A 21,717-nucleotide genomic window follows, 5' to 3' on the forward strand; every position below is an offset into this window, starting at 1 on the left:
ATCGGTCGACAGGCCGATCGGAGCAGGCCGATCCAGGGTGCCAGCATCGCACGTCGGATGTTAAACGGCGTGGGCCGGAAGTCGCGGCGATGCACGAGCACGGGAGATTCACCCACGCGGTCCCGCTGCGTGGCGGCGGTGTCGCCTGCCGCGATCAGCCGATGCGCACCCGATCCTGCGACGAGGGGATGCTCATCGCCTCGCGGTACTTCGCCACCGTGCGTCGCGCCACCGGCACGCCGGTGGCCTTGAGCGTCTCAGCCAGGCGTGCGTCGGAGAGCGGCTTGCGCGGATTCTCGGCGTCGATCAGCTGCCGGATCATCGACTGGATCGCGGTGCTGGACGCTTCGCCGCCACCGCCGGTGTCGATGCCCGAGGCGAAGAAGCTGCGCAGCGGCACGGTGCCGCGCGGGGTGCGGGCGTACTTGCGGGCGATCGCACGCGAGACGGTCGATTCGTGCAGGCCGACTTCGCTGGCGACCTCGCGCAGGGTCAGCGGGCGCAGCGCGCTGTCGCCGAACTCCAGGAACGCCGCCTGCTGCTTGAGCAGGCAGCGCGCCACCTTGAGCAGGGTGTCGCCGCGCGCCTCCAGGCTCTTCAGCAACCAGCGCGCCTCCTGCAGGTGGCCGCGCAGGTAGCTGGCATCGGCGCTGCTGGCGTGGCGGATCATGCCCTCGTAGCCGCGGTGGATGCTGATGCGCGGGCGCACACCGTCGGCCAGGGCGACCCGCCACAGGCCGTGCTGGCGCCAGATCACGACATCGGGGGCGACATAGGTGTCGTTGCTGATCGCACCGATCTGCGCGCCCGGGCGCGGGTCGAGCGAGCGCAGCAGCTGCACCGCGGTTTCGACCGCGTCGACCGGCAGCTTCATCTCCGCGGCAATGCCGGCCACGCCGACCTTCGGCAACCGCTCCAGTGGGCCGTTGGCCAGGGTGTGGGCCAAGGCCTGGCCGGGGGTATCGCCCGGCAGCATCTCCAACTGCAGGCGCAGGCATTCACCGAGCGAGCGCGCGGCTACGCCGACCGGGTCGAAGCGCTGCACCTGGTGCAGCACGGTGGTGATCTCGGCCTCGTTGGCCTCGATGCCCGGGGCCAGCGATTCGGCGATCGCCGCCAGCGGCTCGCGCAGGTAGCCGTCGTCCTCGATCGATTCGATCAGCACCACGCCGATCAGGCGGTCGCGCGGCGACAACGGGCTCAAGTGCAACTGCCACAGCAGGTGGTCGTGCAGGGTTTCGTTCTCGGCGACCTGTTCGGCGGCAGGGGAGTCATCGTCCTGGTCGCTCGGCCCGGTGCGCTCATACCACGGCTCGCCGTCGGTGGTGTTGCCCCAGGGGTCTTCGGCCGCAGTCGGCGCGACCACGATGTCGTCGTTGCCCGCGCGGGTGTCGTCGCTGGCGGTGATCTCGGTGGCGGTTTCGGTCCAGTCGAGAAGCGGATTGCTTTCCACCGCGTTGACCAACTCGGCCTCAAGCTCGATCGCCGACAGCTGCAGCAGGCGGATCGCCTGACGCAGCTGTGGCGTCATGACCAGGTGTTGTCCGAGCGAGGCTTGGAGGCGGGGCTTCATGTTCAATGGCAAACGCGACCTGGGGGAGTCGACGGCCGTAAGCGCGTTTGGCCCATGCCGGAAAAAACCCCCGCGAAGGGGTCGCTCCGGAACACGAATCAGGCGACGTGGGCAGGCGGGCCTGGTTCGTGCGCGGTGCCTTCGTGCACCTGCCTTTGCTGATCCAAAGATTACAGGCGGAAGGTTTCGCCGAGATAAACGCGACGTACGTCGGAATTGGCCAGCAGCGCGTCCGGAGCCCCCTGCGCGAGCACGCTGCCTTCGTTGAGGATATACGCACGATCGCAAATGCCCAAGGTTTCGCGCACGTTGTGATCGGTGATCAGTACGCCGATGCCGCGATTCTTGAGGTGGCGCACGATTCGCTGGATCTCGCCGACCGAAATCGGGTCGACGCCGGCGAACGGCTCGTCGAGCAGCATCAGCCGCGGCTTGGCCGCCAGCGCGCGCGCAATCTCGACCCGGCGCCGCTCGCCGCCGGACAGGCTGGCACCGATCTGGTCGGCGACGTGGGTGACCTGCAGTTCCTCCATCAGGCTGCCCAGCTCGCGCTCGATGCCGGCCTTGTCGAGGTCAGTGCGCAGCTCCAGCACCAGCCGCAGGTTGTCGGCCACGCTGAGCTTGCGGAACACCGACGGCTCCTGCGGCAGGTAGCCGACGCCGTACTTGGCGCGCGTGTACATCGGGTCGGCGGTGATGTCCTTGCCATCGAGCAGGATCTGCCCGGCATCGGCCGGCACCAGGCCGACGATCATGTAGAAGCAGGTGGTCTTGCCGGCGCCGTTCGGCCCGAGCAGGCCGACCACTTCGCCGGCGTCCAGGGTCAGGCCGAAATCACGGACCACCTCGCGCGAGCGGTAGGCCTTGCGCAGGCCCTGCGCGACCAGCATCAGGCGCCACCCTTGCCGCTAGTCGGCGCAGGAGTGGCCGGTGCGTTCTTCGGCTGGATCCGCATCTTCACCCGGCCACTGCCCTGACCACCGCTCTGCACCTGGCCGGTCTTCATGTTGTAGACGACACGCTGGCCGCTGAGCGAGCCGCTGGGTTGCTGGATGCTGACGCTTCCGGTCAACACCACGATCTCGGTGGTCAGGTCGTAGTCGATCCTGCTCGCGACCGCGCTCATCGGCGTGCCGTTGTCGAGCTGCTGGTTGAGCTTGACCGGCGCGCCGGTCAGCACCGCGCGCACCGGGTCGCCGCGGCGCTGGGTGATGTCGGCGCGGCTGGAGGTGATGCGCAGCGAGCCCTGGGTGATGGTCACGCCACCGGAGAGCACGGTGGGGCGCTTCTCGTCCATCGAGTAGTCGGCATTGCCCGCGTCGATGTCCATCGGCTGGTTGCGGTCGGAGGATCGTGCGAGCACCACCGTGGGGGCGGTGGATACAGCCGCCAGCAACAGTGCCAGCAGGCTAGCGGGCAGAGCTTTCATATCGCGCCTTGACGTCGGATTTGAGGATCGCGTGCTTGGCGTCGAGATTGGCCTCGAGCCCACGGCCGTTCAGTATAAGTCCGGGCTGCGTGACCGTGACCGCAACGGCCGACGTCGCGCGCTTGGCGTCGGGGAATACGTTCAGTTGCTCGGTGGCGATCTTGATCGGTTTGCCGTCGATATCGGTGCTGGTGGCGAGGACCTCGCCGCGCAGGCGCAGTTCCTCGCCCTGCGCCGCGACCCAGCCGGTGTGCGAGCGCACTTCCCAGGGCGCGCCCTGGGTGCCCGCACGCGGCGGGATCAGGAACAGCGGCGTGGCGATGTCCATGGTCTTGGCATTGGGGTCGCGCGCCAGCCGCGGCGCGCGCAGGGTGAACGACTCGCGGCCCTGTTCGTCGAGCGCGACCAGCTCGAAATCCTCCAGCACGTAATCGGCGCGCCCGGTGGCGACGCCGTCCGGCTCGCCCTTGCTGCGCTGGCTCCACAAGGCCCAGCCGCTGAGCGCCGCGGCGGCCAGCAGGACCAACGTGAAGATCCCGCGCCAACTCACGCAGTGCCCTCGATGCGCAGGCCTTCGACGCGGCTGACATCGGCGAGCAGCGCCTCGGCATGGCCCTGCGCGGCCAGCAGCAGGTCGCAGAACTCGCGCGCCGCGCCATGTCCGGCGCGCGCGCTGGTGCGCCAGTGCACGCGCTCGCGCACCCAGGCGTGGGCATTCGATGGCGCGATCGACAGGCCAACCTGCTGCATCACCCGCAGGTCCGGCAGGTCGTCACCCATGAACGCGACCGCCTCCAGGCTGATGCCGAGCCGCGCCGCGATCGCGCTGACGCAGGCGAACTTGTCGGCAACCGCGGTGTGCGCCTCCAGCCCGAGCTCGGCTGCGCGGTGCTCGGCGATCGTGCTGGCGCGCGCGGTGACGAACGCCACCGCGATGCCGGCCTTGCGCAGCAGCACCAGCCCCTGGCCGTCGTGGACGTGGAACGCCTTGAGCTCGCGGCCTTCGCTGTCGAAGAACAGGCGGCCATCGGTCAGTGTGCCGTCGACATCGAAACAGGCCAGCCGAATTCGTTTCGCGCGCTCGCGGATGTCGGCGGGGTAGTCGTTGAGATGCGAGTAGGGCATGGCGTCGGCGGCTCGAGGTTGGCGGTCGTCTGCTGGCGTGCGATCAATCGATCACACCACCCGCGCGCGCAACAGGTCATGAATGTTGAGGGCACCGACCACGCGGGACTCCGAGTCGATGACCAGAAGCCCGCTAATCTTGTGCGCCTCCATCAGCTGCGCCGCCTCGACCGCGAGCGCGTCCGGGCCGATGGTGCGCGGCGAGCGCGTCATCACCTCGACGATGCGGGTCGAACGCAGGTCGACGCGGTCGTCATCGAGGCTGCGGCGCAGGTCGCCGTCGGTGTACAGGCCGAGCAGGCGGCCGTCGTCGTCGACCACCGCGGTCATGCCCAGGCGCTTGTGGCTCATCTCCACCAACGCCTCGCTGACGCTGGCATCGGCGTGGATCCGCGGCACGTCGTCGCCGGCGTGCATGATGTCGGCGATGTGCAGCAGCAGGCGACGGCCGAGCGCGCCGGCCGGGTGTGAGCGGGCGAAGTCGTCGGCGGTGAAGCCGCGCGCCTCCATCAGCGCCACCGCGAGCGCATCGCCCATCGCCAGCGACGCGGTGGTGCTGGAGGTCGGTGCAAGATCGATCGGGCAGGCCTCGGCCGGGACGCTGACATCCAGGTGCACGTCGGCCTCGCGCGCCAGGGTCGACGTCGGGCGGCCGGTCATCGTGATCAGCTTGTTGCCCTGGCGCTTGAGCACCGGCAGCAGCATCAGCACTTCGTCGCTCTCGCCGGAGTACGACAGCGCCAGCACCACATCGGCATCGGTGATCATGCCCAGGTCGCCGTGCCCGGCTTCGCCGGGGTGCACGTAGAAGCTCGGGGTGCCGGTCGAGGCCAGGGTCGCGGCGATCTTGCGCGCGACGTGCCCGGACTTGCCCATGCCGGTGCAGACCACGCGGCCGCGGGCGGCGAGCATCAGCCGGCAGGCGGCGCTGAACTCGCCGTCGAGGCGGGCGGCCACCGCGGCCAGCGCCTGGCCTTCGATCTCGAACACGCGCCGGCCGCTGGCGGCCAGGCCCGCGCCGTCAAGGACCACGGGATCGACCGTGAGCGGGCGCAGGGGGGCTGGGGGGGAGGGGAGTGTTGCCATTTCGGAGCAGGGGGCTTTCCGCTAGGCTAATCCGGCGCATTTTACCCGCATCCGTCCGACAATAGCTGCCAGGCCGGAGCCCGCCACGCGGGCCGACCGGCAATCCACGACGCACTCGCTGCCCGTTTTCGTTGTCCGCATCCGCGGCGGTGGCGACGGCGAAGCGCCCGACCCGCAGGGAATCCACTACTTGAACGCCGACACCATCCGAACCCTGATCGAACACGGCCTGCCCGGCGCCCGCGCCGACGTGCGCGGCGACGATGGTGTGCACTTCGAGGCCACCGTGGTCGCCGACGCGTTCCGCGGCAAGCTGCCGCTGGCCCGCCACCGCCTGGTCTACGCCACCTTGGGCGAGCGCATGGGCGGCGAGATCCACGCGCTGGCGCTGAAGACGCTGACCCCGGAAGAAGCTGCCTGATGCGTGCGGGGCGGGTTTCGACCCGCCTCCTTTCCACCGCGATGCAAGCCCCACGGCGGGTCGAAACCCGCCCCAACGAGAATTCACATGCAGAAGATTGTGGTCGAGGGCGGCCAGCCGCTCCAGGGCGAAGTGCTGATCTCCGGCGCCAAGAATGCGGTGCTGCCGATCCTGTGCGCGACGTTGCTGGCCGACGGCCCGGTCGAGATCAGCAACGTCCCGCACCTGCACGACGTGGTGACGACGGCCAAGTTGCTGGCCGAACTGGGCGCCGGCATCACCATCGACGAAGGCACCCTGATCGTTGACGGAAAGACCGGCAAGGGCAGCGGCATCACCGTCGATCCGACCACGGTGCACAGCCAGGTGGCGTCCTACGAGCTGGTCAAGACCATGCGCGCCTCGGTACTGGTGCTCGGGCCGCTGCTGGCGAAGTACGGCACCGCCGAAGTGTCGTTGCCCGGCGGCTGCGCGATCGGCTCGCGCCCGGTCGACCTGCACATCAAGGGGCTGCAGGCGCTCGGCGCGCAGATCACGGTCGAGGACGGTTTCATCAAGGCGCATGCGAAGCGCTTGAAGGGCGCGCGCCACGTGTTCGACATCGTCAGCGTCGGCGCCACCGAGAACGTGCTGATGGCGGCCACGCTGGCCGAAGGCACGACCGTGCTCGAGAACACGGCGATGGAGCCGGAGATCGTCGACCTGGCCGAGTGCCTGAAGGCGATGGGCGCGCGGATCGAAGGCGCGGGCAGCAACCGCATCGTCATCCACGGCGTCGAGCGCCTGCACGGCGGCAAGCACCAGGTGGTGCCCGACCGCATCGAGACCGGGACGTTCCTGGTCGCAGCGGCGATGACCGGCGGCCGCATCACCGTGCGCCGCGCGCGCCCGGACACGATGGACGCGGTGCTCGACAAGCTCAAGGAGGCCGGCGCGGAGCTGGATTGCGACGGCGACCGCATCACCCTCGACATGGGCGGCCGCCGGCCGCGCGCGGTCAACCTCACCACCGCGCCGCACCCGGCATTCCCGACCGACATGCAGGCGCAGTTCATGGCGATGAACTGCATTGCCGATGGCGTGGGCGTGATCAACGAGACGATCTTCGAAAACCGCTTCATGCACGTCAACGAACTGCTGCGGCTGGGTGCCGACATCCGCGTCGACGGCCACACCGCGGTGGTGCGCGGCGTGCCCAAGCTCAGCGGCGCCCCGGTGATGGCCACCGACCTGCGCGCCTCGGCTTCGCTGATCCTGGCCGGGTTGGTCGCCAGCGGTGAAACCGTGATCGACCGCATCTACCACCTCGATCGCGGCTACGAGAACATCGAGGAGAAGCTGTCCGGGCTCGGCGCGCGGATCAAGCGGATTGGGTGAGCCACGGCGCTTGCGAGCCACCGGCTCGCGCCGTGGCGAACGCCCGAAGCGCTGCGCGCGCAGGGCTGGCGCGCGAGTTCAATCCGATCGCGATAAATTCCGCCTGGCTGGCTCGCGCCTTGGCGAACGCCCGGAGCGCTACGCGCGCAGGGCCGGACGCGCGAGTTCGATCCAGTAGCAACGAAATCCCGCCAAGCTGGCTCGCATGCCGCCGAACGCCCGGAGCGCTGCGCGCGCAGGGCCGGACGCGCGAGTCCGGTCCGGTCGCGATGGAAGAAGCAGCACTGGCTCGCGCCGTGGGGAACGCCCGTAGCGCTACGCGCGCAGGGCCGGACGCGCGAGTTCGATCCAGTCGCGCGGTACAGTCGGGCTGATGTGTAGACAATCCAAAGCGATGAAACACGGACCTATAAAAAAGCCCCGCAAATGCGGGGCTTCTTCATCGCGCGGCTTGAGCGGCGCTCAGCGCACCGATTTCACCCGCAGGTCGATCGCGTCCTGGCCGTCCTTGCGCTGCAGGATGCGCGCCGGCACCGGCATGCCTTCGACCACCCAGGCGATGGTCTGCTTGCCGCCGTCGGTGTTCATGACCTTGGTCGCCTGCTTGGACTTGCCGCCGACGTTGATCTGCTCCTTGCCGGCGACGGTGTAGTGGAGTTGCTTGACGCGCCCGTCCTCCACCATGCGGTAGCGCAGCGGCTTGCCAGCGGCGAGGTCACGCACCAACGCTAGGTTGATCAGCAACGCATCCATGTCACCCGCCTGCAGTTTGATCGGGCCGGCACGCTCGGGCTTGACGTCGCCGGTCCAGCTGGCGACGCCGCGCGACCAGTCGTAGGTCGCATTCTTGTTGGACTTCTTGACCAGCACCTTGGTCGAATCGCTGCCCGACAGCGGACGCCATTGCCCGCCGTTCTCCTCGAACGTGGTGGTCTGGTTGAGGTCGGCGAGCTGGTTCTTGACGCTCAAGGTGTAAAGCCAGCGGCCACCACCGGCCGGGGCCAGGGTCATGCGGCCGTTGCCCTGCATGCCCATGTAGCTGGCCTGGTAATCGGCGGTGAACGGTTCCATCGCGAGCGCGGGCGCGCTGGCGGCCGTGAGGGCTGCGGCGATCAACAGGCCACGCATCTTCGAACTCGTCATCGTCATCATTGAATTCCCTTGTATTCGACCAGGCGCAGGTCGTAAGTGTCCTGGCCGTTCTCGCGTTGCAGCATGCGGATCGGCGTCGGCACGCCATCGACCACCCAGATCACGGTTTCTTCGTTGCCAGCCTGCACGCGGGTAACGCGCATGGCGTTGTAGTTCATGTCGCCGACGGTCATCGGTTCGAGCTGCTCGGCGACGGTGTAGTGGTGGTCACGGACCCGGCCGTCATCGACGAACCGGTAGTGCAGGGCTTTTCCGGGTTGCGCGTCGCGAATCACGGCCAGGTTGATCAGCAGGCCACTCATGTCGCCGTCGCGCAGCGGCACGGCGGCGGTGCGGGTTTTCTTGACGTCGCCCTTCCAACGGGCTTTGCGTAACTGCCAATCGTAGGTGCCGGTGGTGCTCTTGCGCGTGAACAAGGTCTTGCGCACCGTGCCCTGGCTCAGCGGGCGGTAAGTTTCACCGACCGTATCGAACACGGTGCTCTGCTCGGCATTGATGCCGGCGATCCTGAACAGCCCGGTGCCGCGCATGCCCAGGTCCACGCGCCAACGCTGCGGATCGTTCTTGACGACCTGCATGGTGGCCGCGCCGAGCGTCTTGCCGCCGTTGAGCACGTGGTAGTCGGCAACGAAGGATTCCAGTGCCTGCGCGGGCACGCTGCACAGCAGCGCGGCGCCGGCGAGCAGCAGGGAAGAGAGCAAGGTCGGTCGGTTGCGGTCGGTCATCGGTTGAATTGGATGCGCAAGAAAATCAGTGCGTGGCGGTCAGTCGGTCGTGGTCGTCGAGCCGCAACGGCGCCGGCAACAGCTGGCCATCCAAACACACGCCGTGCGCGCCCAAGGTGACGCGACCGTCGCAGAGCAACCGCGTGGCCGCGACCAGCAACGGATGCTCACGTTGCAGCACCCGCGCGGCCAGCGTCGCGGCATCGTCGCCGTCCAGCACCGGCACGCGCGCTTGCGCGATCACCGGGCCGCCGTCGAGTTCCGCGGTGACGTAGTGCACGCTGCTGCCGTGCACGCGCGCGCCGGCGGCGAGCGCCTGCTCGTGGGTGTGCAGGCCCTTGAAGGCGGGCAGCAGCGAGGGGTGGATGTTGATCATGCGGCCGCGGTGGGCATCGACCTGGAGTTCGCCGAGGAGCCGCATGTATCCCGCACAGACGATGAGATCGGGCTGAACCTCGTCGATGCGGCTGAACAGGTGTTCATCGTAGGCAGCGCGGGTGGCGAAATCGCGCGGCCGGCAGGCGACGGCCGCCACGCCCGCAGCGCGCGCCAGGTCGAGCGCGCGCGCACCGGGTCGATCCGAGAACACGCCGACGATTTCAGCGTCCAGCGTGCCGCCGGCGATCGCGTCGAGCAGTGCCTGCAGGTTGCTGCCGCGGCCCGAGGCCAGCACCGCGATCCTTCGCATCGCGCTCAGCCGATGCGGACGCGTTCGCTGCCGTTGGCCGTTACCACCGCGCCGATCGCGCGATGGGCTAGGCCGAGGCGGTCGAGTTGCGTGCCGATCGCGGCCACGTCGGCGGGCGCCACCACCAGCACGAAGCCGACGCCGCAGTTGAAGGTGCGCCACATTTCCTCGCGCGGCACCGAGCCTTCGCGCTGCAGCCAGTCGAACACCGGCGGCAGCACGAGCGCCGACGCCTCGATATCCAGGCCCAGGCCGTCGGGGATCACCCGGATGATGTTCTCGGTGAGGCCGCCGCCGGTGATGTGCGCCATCGCGTTGATCCGGTGCGCGCCGTCATTGGCGCGCAGCAGTTCGAGGATCGGCTTCACGTACAGCGCGGTCGGCGCCATCAGCGCGTCTTCCAGGCTCACGCCACCCACGTCCTCGCCCAGCGGGCTGCCGGCGCGGGCGAGAATCTTGCGGATCAGCGAGTAGCCGTTGGAATGCGGGCCGCTGGAGGCGATGCCGAGCAGCACGTCGCCGGCGCGGACCTTGCTGCCGTCGAGGATCTGCGACTTCTCGACCGCCGCCACGCAGAAGCCGGCCAGGTCGTATTCGCCCGGCGGGTACATGTCGGGCATCTCGGCGGTCTCGCCGCCGATCAGCGCGCAACCGGCCAGTTCGCAGCCGCGCGCGATGCCGCCGACCACCGCGACCGTGGTGTCGACGTGCAGCTTGCCGGTGGCGAAGTAGTCGAGGAAGAACAGCGGTTCGGCGCCCTGCACCAGCACGTCGTTGACGCACATGCCGACCAGGTCGATGCCGATGGTGTCGTGGCGGCCGAGTTGCTGCGCGAGCTTGAGCTTGGTGCCGACGCCGTCGGTGCCCGAGACCAGCACCGGCTCGCGGTACTTGCCCGACAGGTCGAACAGCGCGCCGAAGCCGCCCAGGCCGCCCATCACCTCGGGCCGGAAGCTGCGCTTGACCAGCGGCTTGATGCGTTCGACCAGTTCGTTGCCCGCGTCGATGTCGACGCCGGCGTCGCGGTAGGTCAGTGGGGTGGGGGCAGGGGGGGCGGGGACGGTCACGAGGGCCTGCGCGGGCGCGGTGGCGGAAAGTGCGGCGATTTTAGCAGCCTCGCGCAGGGTGGCCGGCGGCGCGCACGGGCGATCGGCGCAGGCGCGGGAAGCCGGCCGTGGCCGCCTGCAGCAGCCCGTCATGGACGCGCCGCCGCCACTGCGGCACCATTTCCGGCAGATTTCTTCGAATCAGGGACGCACGATGCCCACCATGAGCGGCGCGATGACTGGCGCAAGGGTTGCTGCGAGCGTTGCCAGGACCAAGGCGCTGGGGCTGGCGATCGCGCTGGCCATCCTGCTGCTGGCGAGTTTCGTGGCGACGGCCCAGCGCGTCGAAGGCGACCGCGCTGCCGCGCAAGGCGTGTACTCGGCGGAGATCCAGGTCAACGGCCAGGGCGAGGCGCAGCGCAACACGGCGTTTGCGCGCGGCCTGGCGCAGGTGCTGGCCAAGCTCAGCGGCGACCGCGCGGCGGCCGGGCGCCCGGGCGTCGGCCAGGAACTGCGCCGCGCCAGGGACTACGTCGACGGCTACGACTACCGCCAGGACGAAGGCGTGTCGGCCAGCGGCGCCCCCAGCTTCAAGACCACCCTGGTGATCCGCTACGACGCCGACGAGGTCAACGAGCTCGCCTCGACCCTCGGCCTGCCGCTGTGGCCGCAACCGCGACCCAAGCCGGTGCTGTGGCTGGCGATCGACGACGGCAGCGGTCCGCGCCTGGTCGGCCTGGGCAAGTCCGATGCCGCGCGTTCGACCCTCAACCGTGCGCTCGAGCGTGGCTACAAACTCGGCCTGCCGGCGGGCAACGCCGCCGAGCAGGCGGTGGTCGGCGCGATCTGGCGCGGCGACAGCGCCGCGGTGGCGCGCGCCTCGGCGCGCTACAGCCCGCCGATGCAGCTGATCGGCAAGCTCTACCGCGACAAGAAGGATGGCTGGAGCGCCGACTGGATCTTCGTCGACAAGGGCAAGGTGCTGTCGCGGTGGTCGAGCAACGACCGCGACGCGCGCCGGGCGATGGCGGCCGGTGCCGATGGTGCCGCCGATGCGCTGATGCGCCGCTACGCCAAGCCCGGCAAGGGCGCCGGCCCGCCCGGGCGCTACGCGATCGAATTCACCGGAATCGACAGCAGCGACGACTTCATCCGCCTGTCGGGCTACCTGCAGAAGCTGGCGGTGGTGCGGCGGATCACCCCGGTGCGCGCGACCCCGCAAGGCGTGGTGTTCGAGCTGGAGCTGGTCAGCGGCCTGGCCGGCTTCAAGCGCGCCACCGACGGCGATGGCGTGATCGACGCCAGCGAAGGCGACGCGCCCAGCTACCGGTTGCGCTGATGGAGGCGTCGAACTCGCTGTTCGAGATCGCCCGCTTCCTCAAGCGCCTGCAGTGGGCGGCGGTCGGGCTCGGGGTGTGCTGGCTGGTGTGGTTGCTGGCGCCGGTGCTGACTCCGTTCGTGATCGCGGCGATGCTCGGCTGGCTCGGCGATCCGCTGGTCGACCGGCTGCAGCGCACCGGGCGCTCGCGCAACGTCGCGGTGACCCTGGTGTTCACGCTGATGGCGTTGCTGGTGCTGCTGGCGCTGCTGATCCTGGTGCCGCTGATCGAGCGCCAGATCGCGACCCTGGTCGAGTCGCTGCCGCGCTACCGCGACTGGTTCATCGGCACCGCGCTGCCCTGGGTCGAGGCCAAGACACGCCTGCAACTGACCACCTGGTTCGACCTGGACCACCTGATCGAGCTGGTGCGAAGCAACTGGGAGCGCGCCGGTGGCGTCGCGACCACGATGCTGGGCTACCTGTCGCGTTCGGGCTTCGCGGTGCTGGCCCTGGTCGCCAATGTCGCGCTGCTGCCGGTGCTGGCGTTCTTCTTCCTGCGCGACTGGGACGTACTGGTCGCGCGCGCCGCGTCGCTGGTGCCGCGCGACCACCTGGCCACGGTGAGCCGGCTGGCGCGCGAGTCGAGCGACGTGCTCGGCGCGTTCCTGCGCGGGCAGTTCCTGGTGATGCTGGTGCTCGGCGTGATGTACGGGCTGGGGCTGTGGGCCGTGGGCCTGGACCTGGGGCTGCTGATCGGCATCATCGCCGGCCTGTTCACGTTCGTGCCCTACCTCGGTCCGGCCAGCGGCATCATCCTGGGCACGATCGCGGCGCTGGTGCAGTACGGCGACTGGCAGCACGTCGCCGGTGTGCTGGCGGTGTTCGGCATCGGCCAGGTGATCGAAAGCTACTGGCTGACCCCGAAACTGGTCGGCGACCGCATCGGCCTGCACCCGGTGGCGGTGATCTTCGCGGTGCTGGCCGGCGGGCAGCTGTTCGGCTTCCTGGGCATGCTGTTGGCGCTGCCGGTGGCGGCGATCGCGAACGTGCTGCTGCGCTATGCGCAGGAGCGCTATACCAGCAGCCGCCTGTACGCGGGCGAGCATCCGACGATCGTGCTCGATTCGTATGTGGGCGCGCCGCTGGCCGCGCCGGGAAACACGCCGGAAAGCAGGCGGGAGCCCGGCGAAGCTTGAGCACGCAGCTGCCGCTGGCGCTGCGCTACCCGCCCGACCAGCGCCTGGAAACCTACGTGGCCGCGCCCGCCGGGGCGTTGCCGCAGTTGCGCGCGCTGGCGACCGAGCCCGCCGGCGACTGGCTGCTGCTGGCCGGTCCGCCGGCAGTCGGCAAGACCCACCTGCTGCTGGGCACGTGCGCCGCGGCCGATGCCACCGGCCGCCGCGCCGCCTACCTGCCGCTGGCCGCCGCCGCCGGGCGCCTGCGCGAGGCGCTCGACGCGCTGGAGGGCAACGACCTGCTGGCGCTGGACGGCATCGAGGCGATTGCCGGGAATCGCGACGACGAGGTCGCGCTGTTCGACGCCCACAACCGCGCGCGCGCCGCGGGCACCGCGTTGCTCTACGCCGCGCGCGAGCAGCCCGATGCGCTCGCGCTCGGCCTGCCGGACCTGCATTCGCGGCTGTCGCAATGCACGCGCATCACCCTGGCACCGCTCGACGATGCCGGCCGCCGCGAGGTATTGCGCCAGCGCGCGCAGCGCCGTGGCCTGGTGCTGGAGGACGCCGCGCTCGACTGGCTGCTCAAGCGCGTCGGCCGTGACCTGGCGTCGTTGACCGGGCTGCTGGACCGGCTCGACCGCGCCTCGCTGGCGGCGCAGCGGCGCATCACCGTGCCGTTCCTGCGGCAGGTGCTGGGGTTCGACTAGCGGCGAGGCAGCGCGCTACGCCTGCGCGCGCAGTTGCGCATCCAGCTCGGCCAGGCGCTGCGGCGTGCCGACGTCGGTCCAACGGCCGGGGTGGTAGTCGCCGGTGATGTGGCCGCCCGGCATCAGCGCCTTGAGGATCGGCGCCAGCCGGAAGCGCGGTGGTTGCCGGTCCACGCCCGGTTCCGAACCGACCATGTCGCGCCACCGGTCGAGCAGTTGCGGGCGGTACACGCCAAAGCCGGCATAGGTCAGCAGCTGGGCACCGTCGGCGCGCACGTGGCCGCCGTCGTCGAGCGCGAAATCGCCGTGGCTGGCGTGGCCCGGACGGTCGACCATCACCAGGTGCGCCAGGCCCGCGGGTTCGCGCGGCAGGCGCGCGAAGTTGTAGTCGGTCCAGATGTCGCCATTGACCAGCACGAAGGGCTCGCTGCCGAGCAGCGGCAGCGCGTGCAGCATGCCGCCGCCGGTCTCCAGCGGCGTGTCGCCTTCGTAGGAGTAGTGCAGGCGCAAGCCCCATGCCGCGCCGTCGCCCAGCGCCTCGGGAAATTTCGCGGCCAGCCAGCTGGTGTTGACCACCACGTCGCGCACGCCAAGCGCGGCCAGGCGTTCGAGGTGCCACGCGATCAGCGACTTGCCGCCGACTTCGAGCAGTGGTTTGGGCGTGTGGTCGGTCAACGGCCGCATGCGTTCGCCGAGGCCGGCGGCGAAGATCAGCGCCCTCATCTCAGGCGAGGCCTTCGTGCGCGCGGGTCTGCTCGGCGATCGCCGGCTTGACCCGATGCTCGATCAGTTCGACCAGCGGCGCGAGTTGCGGGTATTTCGGCAGCACGCCGTCGAGGTAGGCAAAGAAGCGCGGCACGTCGGCGAGGTACTTAGGCTTGGCGTCGCGGTGGTTCAGGCGGGCGAAGATGCCGATGACCTTGAGGTGGCGCTGCACGCCGATCAGGTCGGCGTCGCGACGGAACTGCGCCAGCGATGGCAGCGGCAGGCCGGCGGCGCTGGCGCGCGCGTGGTAGCGGTCCAGCCACGCGTCGACGCGGTCCTCGGGCCAGCTCAGGAACGCGTCCTTGAACAGGCTGATCGGGTCGTAGGCGATCGGGCCGCGCACCGCGTCCTGGAAGTCGAGCACGGCCGGGCCACCGTCGACCGGCATCAGGTTGCGCGGCATGTAGTCGCGGTGCACCAGCACCTGCGGCTGCGCGAGCGCGCTGTCGATCAGCTGGCGGTAGACGAGGTCGAGCTTTTCCAGGTCGCCGCAGTCCAGCGACAGGCCCAGGTGGCGGCCGAGGTACCACTCGTCGAACAGGCGCAGCTCGCGTGCCAGCAGTGCTTCGTCGTAGGCGGGCAGGTCGCTGGGGCAGGCGATCGCCTGCAGCTTGAGCAACTGGGCAACCGCCGCGTCGAGCAGTTCATCGGCGTTGTGCAGGCCGATCACATGCAGGTAGGTGTCGGCGCCCAGGTCCTCGAGCAGCAGGAAGCCGGCCTCGACGTCCTGCGCGAGCACGCGCGGCACGCGCACGCCGCCGGCTTCGAGCAGCGCGCGGACGCGCAGCCACGGCCGCACGTCCTCCTTGTCGGGCGGCGAGTCCATCACGATTACGCTGGTAGAAGCCGCACTGTTGGGTGCCGCACTGCCGGAGGCTGCCCCACCCGGGATGATGCTGCCGGCGGCGGTGGCGCCACGCCAGTAGCTGCGGAAGCCGGCGTCGGTGGAGGCGCGGTGCAGGTCGAACGTGGCATCGCCGGTCGCGGCGCGCGCCCAGGCCTGGCGCGCGAGTTCGCGTGTGGTCGGGGCGGGGGTAGGCAGGGTCATTCGGTCCAGGCTCGTCGGGGAGGGCGCTGCGGCGCGGACCGCAAGCGCACAGGGTAAACGGCCCGGCGCGTGCCCGGGAATGCAGCGAGCGCCGGCACGCCGGTGTGGTCGGCCGACGGCAGCACCGTGGAGCAGTCAGAATGGCGGAGCGGACACGGCGGCGGCTCGGGTACGCGATGCCGGCCGTCGGGATAACGCCACAGCGGGACCGAACGGACGTCCGCTCGTGCGCTTGTCCCTTGCGCACTTCCAGCGCGGGCATGGCGTTCCGCTACTGCCCACCATCCCCGCGCCTGATCCGGTATCGAATCGCCGCCAATGGAACTGCCCCCCGACTTCCTGCTCTACCTCGCGATCGGCTTTGCCGCGCAGCTGATCGACGGCGCGCTCGGGATGGCCTACGGCGTCACCGCGTCGAGCCTGCTGATCGGTGTCGGCGTGCCGCCGGCGCTCAGCAGCGCCACGGTGCACGCGGCGGAATGCTTCACCACCGGCACCTCGGCGCTCTCGCACCATGCGTTCGGCAACATCGACAAGCGCCTGTTCCGGCGCCTGTTGCTGCCCGGCGTGGTTGGCGCGGCGGTCGGTGCCTACGCATTGACGCGGCTGGACGGCGACGTGCTGAAGCCTTGGGTCGCCGGCTACCTGCTGCTGATCGGCGCGGTGATCGTGCTCAAGGCGTTCCGCGAAGTGCTCCCCCGCGAGGTCACCTCGCACCTCACCCCGCTGGGGTTTTTCGGCGCGCTGGTCGACGCGATCGGCGGCGGCGGCTGGGGACCGATCGTGTCCAGCAACCTGCTGGCGCGCGGCAACGAGTTCCGCGTGACGGTCGGCAGCGTCAATGCGGTCGAGTTCTTCGTCACCCTGACCGCGTCGCTGGTGTTCCTGCTGACGCTGGGGCTGGGCCACTGGGAAATCATCGTCGCGCTGGCGCTCGGCGGCGTGGCCGCCGCGCCGCTGGGTGCGTGGCTGGTCAAGCACGTCAATCCCAAGCCGATGCTGTGTTTCGTCGGCCTGCTGGTGATCACGCTGAGCCTGCGCACGCTGCTCAAGCACTTCGGCTTGGTTTGAGTCAGGATTCGCCGTGAACCTTCCTTTTCCTGCGACGTCCGATCCCTCCGTGTCCAAGCCCGCCGTTTCACAGCTGCCCCATCCTGGCCTCAGCCACCTCGAACGCCTCGAGGCCGAGAGCATCCACATCCTGCGCGAGGTCGCGGCGAGCTTCCGCAACCCGGTGATGCTGTACTCGGTCGGCAAGGACAGCTCGGTGCTGCTCCATCTGCTGCTGAAGGCGTTCGCGCCGGCCAGGCCGCCGATCCCGCTGCTGCACGTCGACACCGGCTGGAAGTTCGCCGAGATGATCGCGTTCCGCGACCGCCGCGCGGCCGAGACCGGCGTCGAGCTGCGCGTGCACACCAACCCCGAAGGCGTCGCCCGCGGCATCGGCCCGGTCAGCCACGGCGCCAGCGTCCACACCGACGTGATGAAGACCCAGGCGCTGAAGCAGGCGCTCGACCAGCACGGCTTCGACGCCGCGATCGGCGGCGCGCGCCGCGACGAGGAGAAGTCGCGCGCGAAGGAACGCATCTTCTCGTTCCGCAGCGAATCTCACCGCTGGGACCCGAAGAACCAGCGCCCCGAGCTGTGGAGCCTCTACAACACCCGCATCCACGCCGGCGAATCGGTGCGCGTGTTCCCGATCTCGAACTGGACCGAGCTGGACGTGTGGCTGTACATCTACCGTGAGCAGATCCCGGTGCCATCGCTGTACCTGGCCGCGCCACGCCCGGTGGTCGAGCGCGACGGCGCGCTGATCCTGGTCGACGATGAACGCCTGCCACTGCGCGCGGGCGAAACCCCGCAGATCAAGCAGGTGCGCTTCCGCACCTTGGGTTGCTACCCGCTGACCGGCGCGATCGAGTCCGGCGCCGACACCCTGGAGAAGGTCATCGCCGAGATGCTGGTCGCGACCACGTCCGAGCGCCAAGGCCGGATGATCGACCACGACCCGTCGGCCTCGATGGAGAAGAAGAAGCAGGAGGGCTATTTCTGATGTCGACCCCGATTCGAGAGGGCATCCACCAAGCCGGCATCGATGACGCATCCGCGGCGGTCGCGGCCTACTTGCGGCAGCATGAAACCAAGGGCCTGCTGCGCTTCATCACCTGCGGCAGTGTCGATGACGGCAAGAGCACGCTGATCGGCCGCCTGCTGCACGACACCAAGGGGTTGTTCGTCGACCAGCTGGCCGCGCTGGAGTCCGACAGCCGCCGCCACGGCACCCAGGGCGAGGAGATCGACTACGCGCTCCTGCTCGACGGCCTGGCGGCCGAACGCGAGCAGGGCATCACCATCGACGTCGCCTACCGTTTCTTCAGCACCGACAAGCGCAAGTTCATCGTCGCCGACTGCCCGGGCCACGAGCAGTACACCCGCAACATGGCCACCGGCGCATCGACCGCGGACGTCGCGGTGGTGCTGGTGGATGCGCGCAAGGGCCTGCTCACGCAGACGCGCCGGCACAGCTACATCGTCTCGTTGCTCGGCATCCGCCAGGTGGTGCTGGCGGTCAACAAGATGGACCTGGTCGGCTTCGATGCGGCGGTGTTCGAGGCGATCGCCGCCGAGTACCGCGCGCTCGCCGTGCAGCTCGGGATCGCCAACGTCACCGCGATCCCGCTGTCGGCCCTCAACGGCGACAACCTGCTGCAGCCCTCACAGGCCATGCCGTGGTACCACGGCCCGAGCCTGCTGGAGTGGCTGGAGACCGTCGACGTGGCGCGTGGCGACAGCGACGTCGGCTTCCGTCTGCCGGTGCAGTGGGTCAACCGCCCGGACCGCACCGATGAAGGCCGCAATTTCCGCGGCTTCGCCGGCACCATCGCCGCCGGCGAGGTGCACCCCGGCGACGAGGTCGTGGTGCTGCCGTCCGGGCGTCGCTCGAAGGTCGCGCGCATCGTCACCGATCGCGGCGATCTCGCAGTTGCCAGCACCGCGCAGGCGATCACCCTGACCCTCGCCGACGAGCTCGACATCAGCCGCGGCGACGTCATCGCCAGCGCGGCGCGGCCGCCGCAGGTTGCCGACCAGTTCGCCGCGCACCTGCTGTGGATGGGCGAGCACGCGCTGCTGCCGGGCCGTCCGTACTGGCTGAAGATCGGCGCGCGCAACGTCGGCGCCAGCGTCACCGAGATCAAGCACAAGGTCGACGTCAACACCCAGGAGCATCTGGCCGCCAAGCACCTGGAACTCAACGAGGTCGGCTACTGCAACCTCTACCTCGACCAGCCGGTTGCGTTCGAGGCCTACGCCGACAACCGCGAGCTCGGCGGTTTCATCCTGATCGACCGCCAGGACAACGCCACCGTTGCCGCCGGCACGCTCGATTTCGCGTTGCGCCGCGCCGGCAACATCCACTGGCAGCACGTCGACGTCGACAAGGCCTCGCGCGCGCGCAGCAAGGCGCAGGCGCCGCGCTGCGTGTGGTTCACCGGCCTGTCGGGCGCGGGCAAGTCGGCGATCGCCAACCTGGTCGAGAAACGCCTGCACGCGCTCGGCCACCACACCTACATCCTCGACGGCGACAACGTCCGCCACGGCCTCAACAAGGACCTGGGCTTCACCGACGAGGACCGCGTCGAGAACATCCGCCGCGTCGCCGAGGTCGCCAAGCTGATGACCGACGCCGGCCTGATCGTGCTGGTGAGCTTCATCTCGCCGTTCCGCGCCGAGCGGCGCCTGGCGCGCGAGCTGTTCGACGCCGGGGAGTTCATCGAGGTCCACGTCGACACGCCGCTGGCGGTCGCCGAGCAGCGCGACGTCAAGGGCCTGTACGCGAAGGCGCGCGCGGGGCAGATCCCCAACTTCACCGGCATCGATTCGCCGTACGAAGTACCGGAAGCGGCGGAACTGGTGCTCGACACGGTCGCCGAGAGCGCGGCGGCATTGGCCCAGCGGGTGGTGGCGCGAGTGCTGGGCGGGTGAGGCGTTCGCGGCCTGCTTGAGGCCGGGTCGTTGCCCCCCAAGGGGACTTCCTTGGGGGGGGCGTAGATCCGAGCCTGCTCGGATTGCTCTTTCCATCTCGCGCGAAAGGCAATTCGAGCAGGCTCGGATCTACAAAAAAAAACACCCCGGCTATGGCCGGGGTGCGTTTTGGTTCGAACCACCGCCGCGATCAGGTGACCGGGCGCTTCGCGGTGCGGCTGCGGATCATCTCGTAGACGAACAGCAGCACGATCGCGCAGACGATCGAAATCGCGAAACCAATCACGCCGCCGCCGGCGTACAGCAGGCTGCCGATGTAGGCACCGGCGATGCCGAGCAAGATGGTGAGGATCCAGCCCAAGGGATCGGCGCCGGGTTTGAAGAAACGTGCGAGGACACCAATAACCGCACCGATGATGATCGTGTACAGGATACCGCCCATAGCGTTCCCCTCCTGAGGGTGGTGGTGTTGCGCGGGCATCCTAGCCCGGCCGGGCGGGGACAAGCCAACGCGCGCGGGCGGGGGTTGCGCCGGACCGAAAGCAGCACACCCGGCGTGGGCCGGGTGTGCTGGGGCGAGCACGCGCGGGTGGCTCAGCAGCAGCCGTGGTCGCCACGCTCCGCGCCACCGGCGACCGCCGCCACACCCGTCGTCTCGCCGCGCTGGCTGGCGCGGTGGTGGGCGGCCAGCACGTGTGCCACGCACGCGGTCACGCGCTTGCCCATCGGTATGTGCAGGAACTCGTTGGGGCCGTGCGCGTTGGAGTGCGGGCCGAGCACGCCGGTGATCATGAACTGCGCACCGGGGAACTTCTCGCCGAGCATGCCCATGAACGGAATCGACCCGCCTTCGCCCATGTACATCGCCGGCTGGCCGAAGTACTGGCGGCTGGCGTCATCGATCGCCTGGGTCAGCCACGGCGATTGCGCCGGCGCGTTCCAGCCGGAGCTGGCCTTCTCCAGTTCCAGCGTGACCTGGGCGCCGTTGGGCGGATCGCGCAGCAGCACCTCCTTGACCAGGTCGCCGGCGGTCTTGCCGTCCAGCGTCGGCGGCAGGCGCAACGACAGCTTCACCGCGGTGTGCGGCCGCAGCACGTTGCCGGCCGACGCCAGTGGCGGCATGCCGTCGACGCCGGTCACCGACAGCGCCGGGCGCCAGGTGCGGTTGAGCACCAGTTCGGTCAGGTCCTCGGCCATCGGCGTCATGCCGGGCAGGAACGGGAATTTGTCGAACACCGCGGTGTCGAGCACCTTCGCCGCTTCCTGTGCCTGCGCCATGCGCTCGGTCGGTACTTCGGCGTACAGGGCGTCGAGCAGGATCTTGCCGGTGGCCTCGTCCTCCAGCCGCGACAGCAGCTGGCGCAGCAGGCGGAAGCTCGAGGGCACCACGCCGGAGGCATCGCCCGAGTGCACGCCTTCCTCGAGCACCTTGACGGTGAAGTTGCCGCCGGCCAGGCCGCGCAGCGAGGTCGTGCACCACAGCTGCTCGTAGTTGCCGCAACCCGAGTCCAGGCACACCACCAGCGACGGCTTGCCGATGCGCTCGGCGAGGTGGTCGACGTAGGCGGGCAGGTCGTAGCTGCCCGATTCCTCGCAGGCCTCGATCAGCACCACGCAACGCGAATGCGCGATCTGCTGTTCCTGCAGCGCCAGGATCGCGGTCAGCGAACCGAAGATCGCGTAACCGTCGTCGGCGCCGCCGCGGCCGTAGAGCCGGTCGCCCTTGATCACCGGCTTCCACGGGCCGAGGTCATCGTCCCAGCCGGTCATCTCCGGCTGCTTGTCCAGATGGCCGTAGAGCAGCACGCAATCGTCGTTGCTGCCGCCGTGGGCCGCCGGGATCTCGACGAAGATCAGCGGCGTGCGGCCTTCCAGGCGCACCACCTCGATCTGCATGCCGGCAATCGACTGGGCGCGGGCCCAGCGCTCCATCAGCGTGACCGCCTCGTCCATGTAGCCGTTCTTGACCCAGTCGGCGTCGAACATCGGCGATTTGTTGGGGATGCGGATGTACTCGACAAGCTGCGGGACGATTTCGTCGTCCCACTTGGCGGCGACGTAGCTGTCGACCTTGCTGGCGTCCATGGGGGCC

General features: G+C 69.5%; 22 protein-coding genes. 8 read left to right on the forward strand and 14 right to left on the reverse strand.

Annotated elements, in window-relative coordinates; translation table 11 throughout:
• Positions 1-154: 154 nt before the first annotated feature.
• The 6 genes from ACFQZQ_RS08685 to ACFQZQ_RS08710 all read right to left on the reverse strand — a co-directional run bounded on the left by ACFQZQ_RS08685 (position 155) and on the right by ACFQZQ_RS08710 (position 5,213).
• The gene (locus ACFQZQ_RS08685; RefSeq protein ID WP_386812355.1) at positions 155-1,573 is read right to left on the reverse strand and encodes an RNA polymerase factor sigma-54; all 1,419 of its coding nucleotides are present in this window, start codon (positions 1,571-1,573) and stop codon (positions 155-157) included.
• Between the two features lie 170 nt (positions 1,574-1,743).
• The gene (lptB, locus tag ACFQZQ_RS08690) at positions 1,744-2,463 is read right to left on the reverse strand and encodes an LPS export ABC transporter ATP-binding protein (protein WP_386812356.1); all 720 of its coding nucleotides are present in this window, start codon (positions 2,461-2,463) and stop codon (positions 1,744-1,746) included.
• A complete protein-coding gene (gene lptA / locus ACFQZQ_RS08695; RefSeq protein ID WP_386812357.1) occupies positions 2,463-3,002 on the reverse strand; it encodes a lipopolysaccharide transport periplasmic protein LptA in 540 nt (179 codons plus the stop codon). The genes lptB and lptA overlap by 1 nt, the downstream gene beginning before the upstream one ends.
• On the reverse strand, positions 2,983-3,552 hold the full coding sequence (lptC, locus tag ACFQZQ_RS08700; protein WP_386812358.1) for an LPS export ABC transporter periplasmic protein LptC: 570 nt from the start codon (positions 3,550-3,552) through the stop codon (positions 2,983-2,985). The genes lptA and lptC overlap by 20 nt, the downstream gene beginning before the upstream one ends.
• Positions 3,549-4,127 carry a KdsC family phosphatase gene (locus ACFQZQ_RS08705; RefSeq protein WP_386812359.1) on the reverse strand — a complete coding sequence of 193 codons (579 nt, stop codon included), beginning with the start codon at positions 4,125-4,127 and terminating at the stop codon, positions 3,549-3,551. The genes lptC and ACFQZQ_RS08705 overlap by 4 nt, the downstream gene beginning before the upstream one ends.
• Before the next feature lie 51 nt (positions 4,128-4,178).
• Positions 4,179-5,213, reverse strand: a complete 1,035-nt coding sequence (locus tag ACFQZQ_RS08710) for a KpsF/GutQ family sugar-phosphate isomerase (protein ID WP_386812360.1) — start codon at positions 5,211-5,213, stop codon at positions 4,179-4,181.
• Positions 5,214-5,403: 190 nt separating this feature from the next.
• Between ACFQZQ_RS08710 and ACFQZQ_RS08715 the strand changes: the two genes are divergently transcribed.
• Together ACFQZQ_RS08715 and murA are read left to right on the forward strand one after the other, a co-directional pair.
• A complete protein-coding gene (locus ACFQZQ_RS08715) occupies positions 5,404-5,634 on the forward strand; it encodes a BolA family protein (RefSeq protein ID WP_386812361.1) in 231 nt (76 codons plus the stop codon).
• Positions 5,635-5,721: 87 nt separating this feature from the next.
• Positions 5,722-7,011, forward strand: coding sequence for a UDP-N-acetylglucosamine 1-carboxyvinyltransferase (gene murA, locus ACFQZQ_RS08720; RefSeq protein WP_386812362.1), 1,290 nt, complete (start codon positions 5,722-5,724; stop codon positions 7,009-7,011).
• A 462-nt stretch (positions 7,012-7,473) separates the two neighbouring features.
• Here the strand turns inward: murA and ACFQZQ_RS08725 are convergent, their stop codons facing one another.
• The 4 genes from ACFQZQ_RS08725 to purM are packed head-to-tail and all read right to left on the reverse strand — an operon-like array spanning position 7,474 to position 10,610.
• Positions 7,474-8,154, reverse strand: a complete 681-nt coding sequence (locus ACFQZQ_RS08725) for a DUF3108 domain-containing protein (protein WP_386812363.1) — start codon at positions 8,152-8,154, stop codon at positions 7,474-7,476.
• Between the two features lie 5 nt (positions 8,155-8,159).
• Positions 8,160-8,888 carry a DUF3108 domain-containing protein gene (locus ACFQZQ_RS08730; RefSeq protein WP_386812364.1) on the reverse strand — a complete coding sequence of 243 codons (729 nt, stop codon included), beginning with the start codon at positions 8,886-8,888 and terminating at the stop codon, positions 8,160-8,162.
• Between the two features lie 25 nt (positions 8,889-8,913).
• A complete protein-coding gene (gene purN, locus ACFQZQ_RS08735; protein ID WP_386812365.1) occupies positions 8,914-9,576 on the reverse strand; it encodes a phosphoribosylglycinamide formyltransferase in 663 nt (220 codons plus the stop codon).
• A gap of 5 nt (positions 9,577-9,581) precedes the next feature.
• Entirely contained in the window at positions 9,582-10,610 is a 1,029-nt protein-coding gene (purM, locus tag ACFQZQ_RS08740; protein ID WP_386812578.1) for a phosphoribosylformylglycinamidine cyclo-ligase, read from the reverse strand.
• Positions 10,611-10,836: 226 nt separating this feature from the next.
• On the opposite strand from purM, the gene ACFQZQ_RS08745 reads away from it, so the two are divergent.
• The 3 genes from ACFQZQ_RS08745 to hda are packed head-to-tail and all read left to right on the forward strand — an operon-like array spanning position 10,837 to position 13,828.
• Positions 10,837-11,961, forward strand: coding sequence for a DUF2066 domain-containing protein (locus tag ACFQZQ_RS08745; RefSeq protein ID WP_386812366.1), 1,125 nt, complete (start codon positions 10,837-10,839; stop codon positions 11,959-11,961).
• Positions 11,961-13,139 (forward strand): AI-2E family transporter, encoded by a 1,179-nt coding sequence (locus tag ACFQZQ_RS08750; protein WP_386812367.1) that lies wholly within the window; start codon positions 11,961-11,963, stop codon positions 13,137-13,139. The genes ACFQZQ_RS08745 and ACFQZQ_RS08750 overlap by 1 nt, the downstream gene beginning before the upstream one ends.
• Positions 13,136-13,828, forward strand: a complete 693-nt coding sequence (hda, locus tag ACFQZQ_RS08755; RefSeq protein WP_386812368.1) for a DnaA regulatory inactivator Hda — start codon at positions 13,136-13,138, stop codon at positions 13,826-13,828. Before ACFQZQ_RS08750 ends, hda begins: the two co-directional genes overlap by 4 nt.
• 15 nt (positions 13,829-13,843) lie before the next feature.
• Here the strand turns inward: hda and murU are convergent, their stop codons facing one another.
• Positions 13,844-14,551 (reverse strand): N-acetylmuramate alpha-1-phosphate uridylyltransferase MurU, encoded by a 708-nt coding sequence (murU, locus tag ACFQZQ_RS08760; protein WP_386812369.1) that lies wholly within the window; start codon positions 14,549-14,551, stop codon positions 13,844-13,846.
• A 1-nt stretch (position 14,552) separates the two neighbouring features.
• Positions 14,553-15,641 carry an aminoglycoside phosphotransferase family protein gene (locus tag ACFQZQ_RS08765; protein ID WP_386812370.1) on the reverse strand — a complete coding sequence of 363 codons (1,089 nt, stop codon included), beginning with the start codon at positions 15,639-15,641 and terminating at the stop codon, positions 14,553-14,555.
• A gap of 318 nt (positions 15,642-15,959) precedes the next feature.
• Between ACFQZQ_RS08765 and ACFQZQ_RS08770 the strand changes: the two genes are divergently transcribed.
• The 3 genes from ACFQZQ_RS08770 to cysN all read left to right on the forward strand — a co-directional run bounded on the left by ACFQZQ_RS08770 (position 15,960) and on the right by cysN (position 19,625).
• Positions 15,960-16,712 (forward strand): sulfite exporter TauE/SafE family protein, encoded by a 753-nt coding sequence (locus ACFQZQ_RS08770; protein WP_386812371.1) that lies wholly within the window; start codon positions 15,960-15,962, stop codon positions 16,710-16,712.
• 73 nt (positions 16,713-16,785) lie between these two features.
• Positions 16,786-17,694, forward strand: a complete 909-nt coding sequence (cysD, locus tag ACFQZQ_RS08775) for a sulfate adenylyltransferase subunit CysD (RefSeq protein WP_386812579.1) — start codon at positions 16,786-16,788, stop codon at positions 17,692-17,694.
• On the forward strand, positions 17,694-19,625 hold the full coding sequence (gene cysN / locus ACFQZQ_RS08780; RefSeq protein ID WP_386812372.1) for a sulfate adenylyltransferase subunit CysN: 1,932 nt from the start codon (positions 17,694-17,696) through the stop codon (positions 19,623-19,625). Before cysD ends, cysN begins: the two co-directional genes overlap by 1 nt.
• Before the next feature lie 190 nt (positions 19,626-19,815).
• On the opposite strand, the gene ACFQZQ_RS08785 is transcribed toward cysN, so the two are convergent.
• Together ACFQZQ_RS08785 and ACFQZQ_RS08790 are read right to left on the reverse strand one after the other, a co-directional pair.
• On the reverse strand, positions 19,816-20,067 hold the full coding sequence (locus ACFQZQ_RS08785; RefSeq protein ID WP_386812373.1) for a GlsB/YeaQ/YmgE family stress response membrane protein: 252 nt from the start codon (positions 20,065-20,067) through the stop codon (positions 19,816-19,818).
• Between the two features lie 152 nt (positions 20,068-20,219).
• Positions 20,220-21,710 carry a M20 family metallopeptidase gene (locus ACFQZQ_RS08790; RefSeq protein ID WP_386812374.1) on the reverse strand — a complete coding sequence of 497 codons (1,491 nt, stop codon included), beginning with the start codon at positions 21,708-21,710 and terminating at the stop codon, positions 20,220-20,222.
• Positions 21,711-21,717: the final 7 nt, after the last annotated feature.

This window comes from Lysobacter koreensis (genome assembly GCF_042677045.1).
Classification (GTDB): domain Bacteria; phylum Pseudomonadota; class Gammaproteobacteria; order Xanthomonadales; family Xanthomonadaceae; genus Lysobacter_K; species Lysobacter_K koreensis.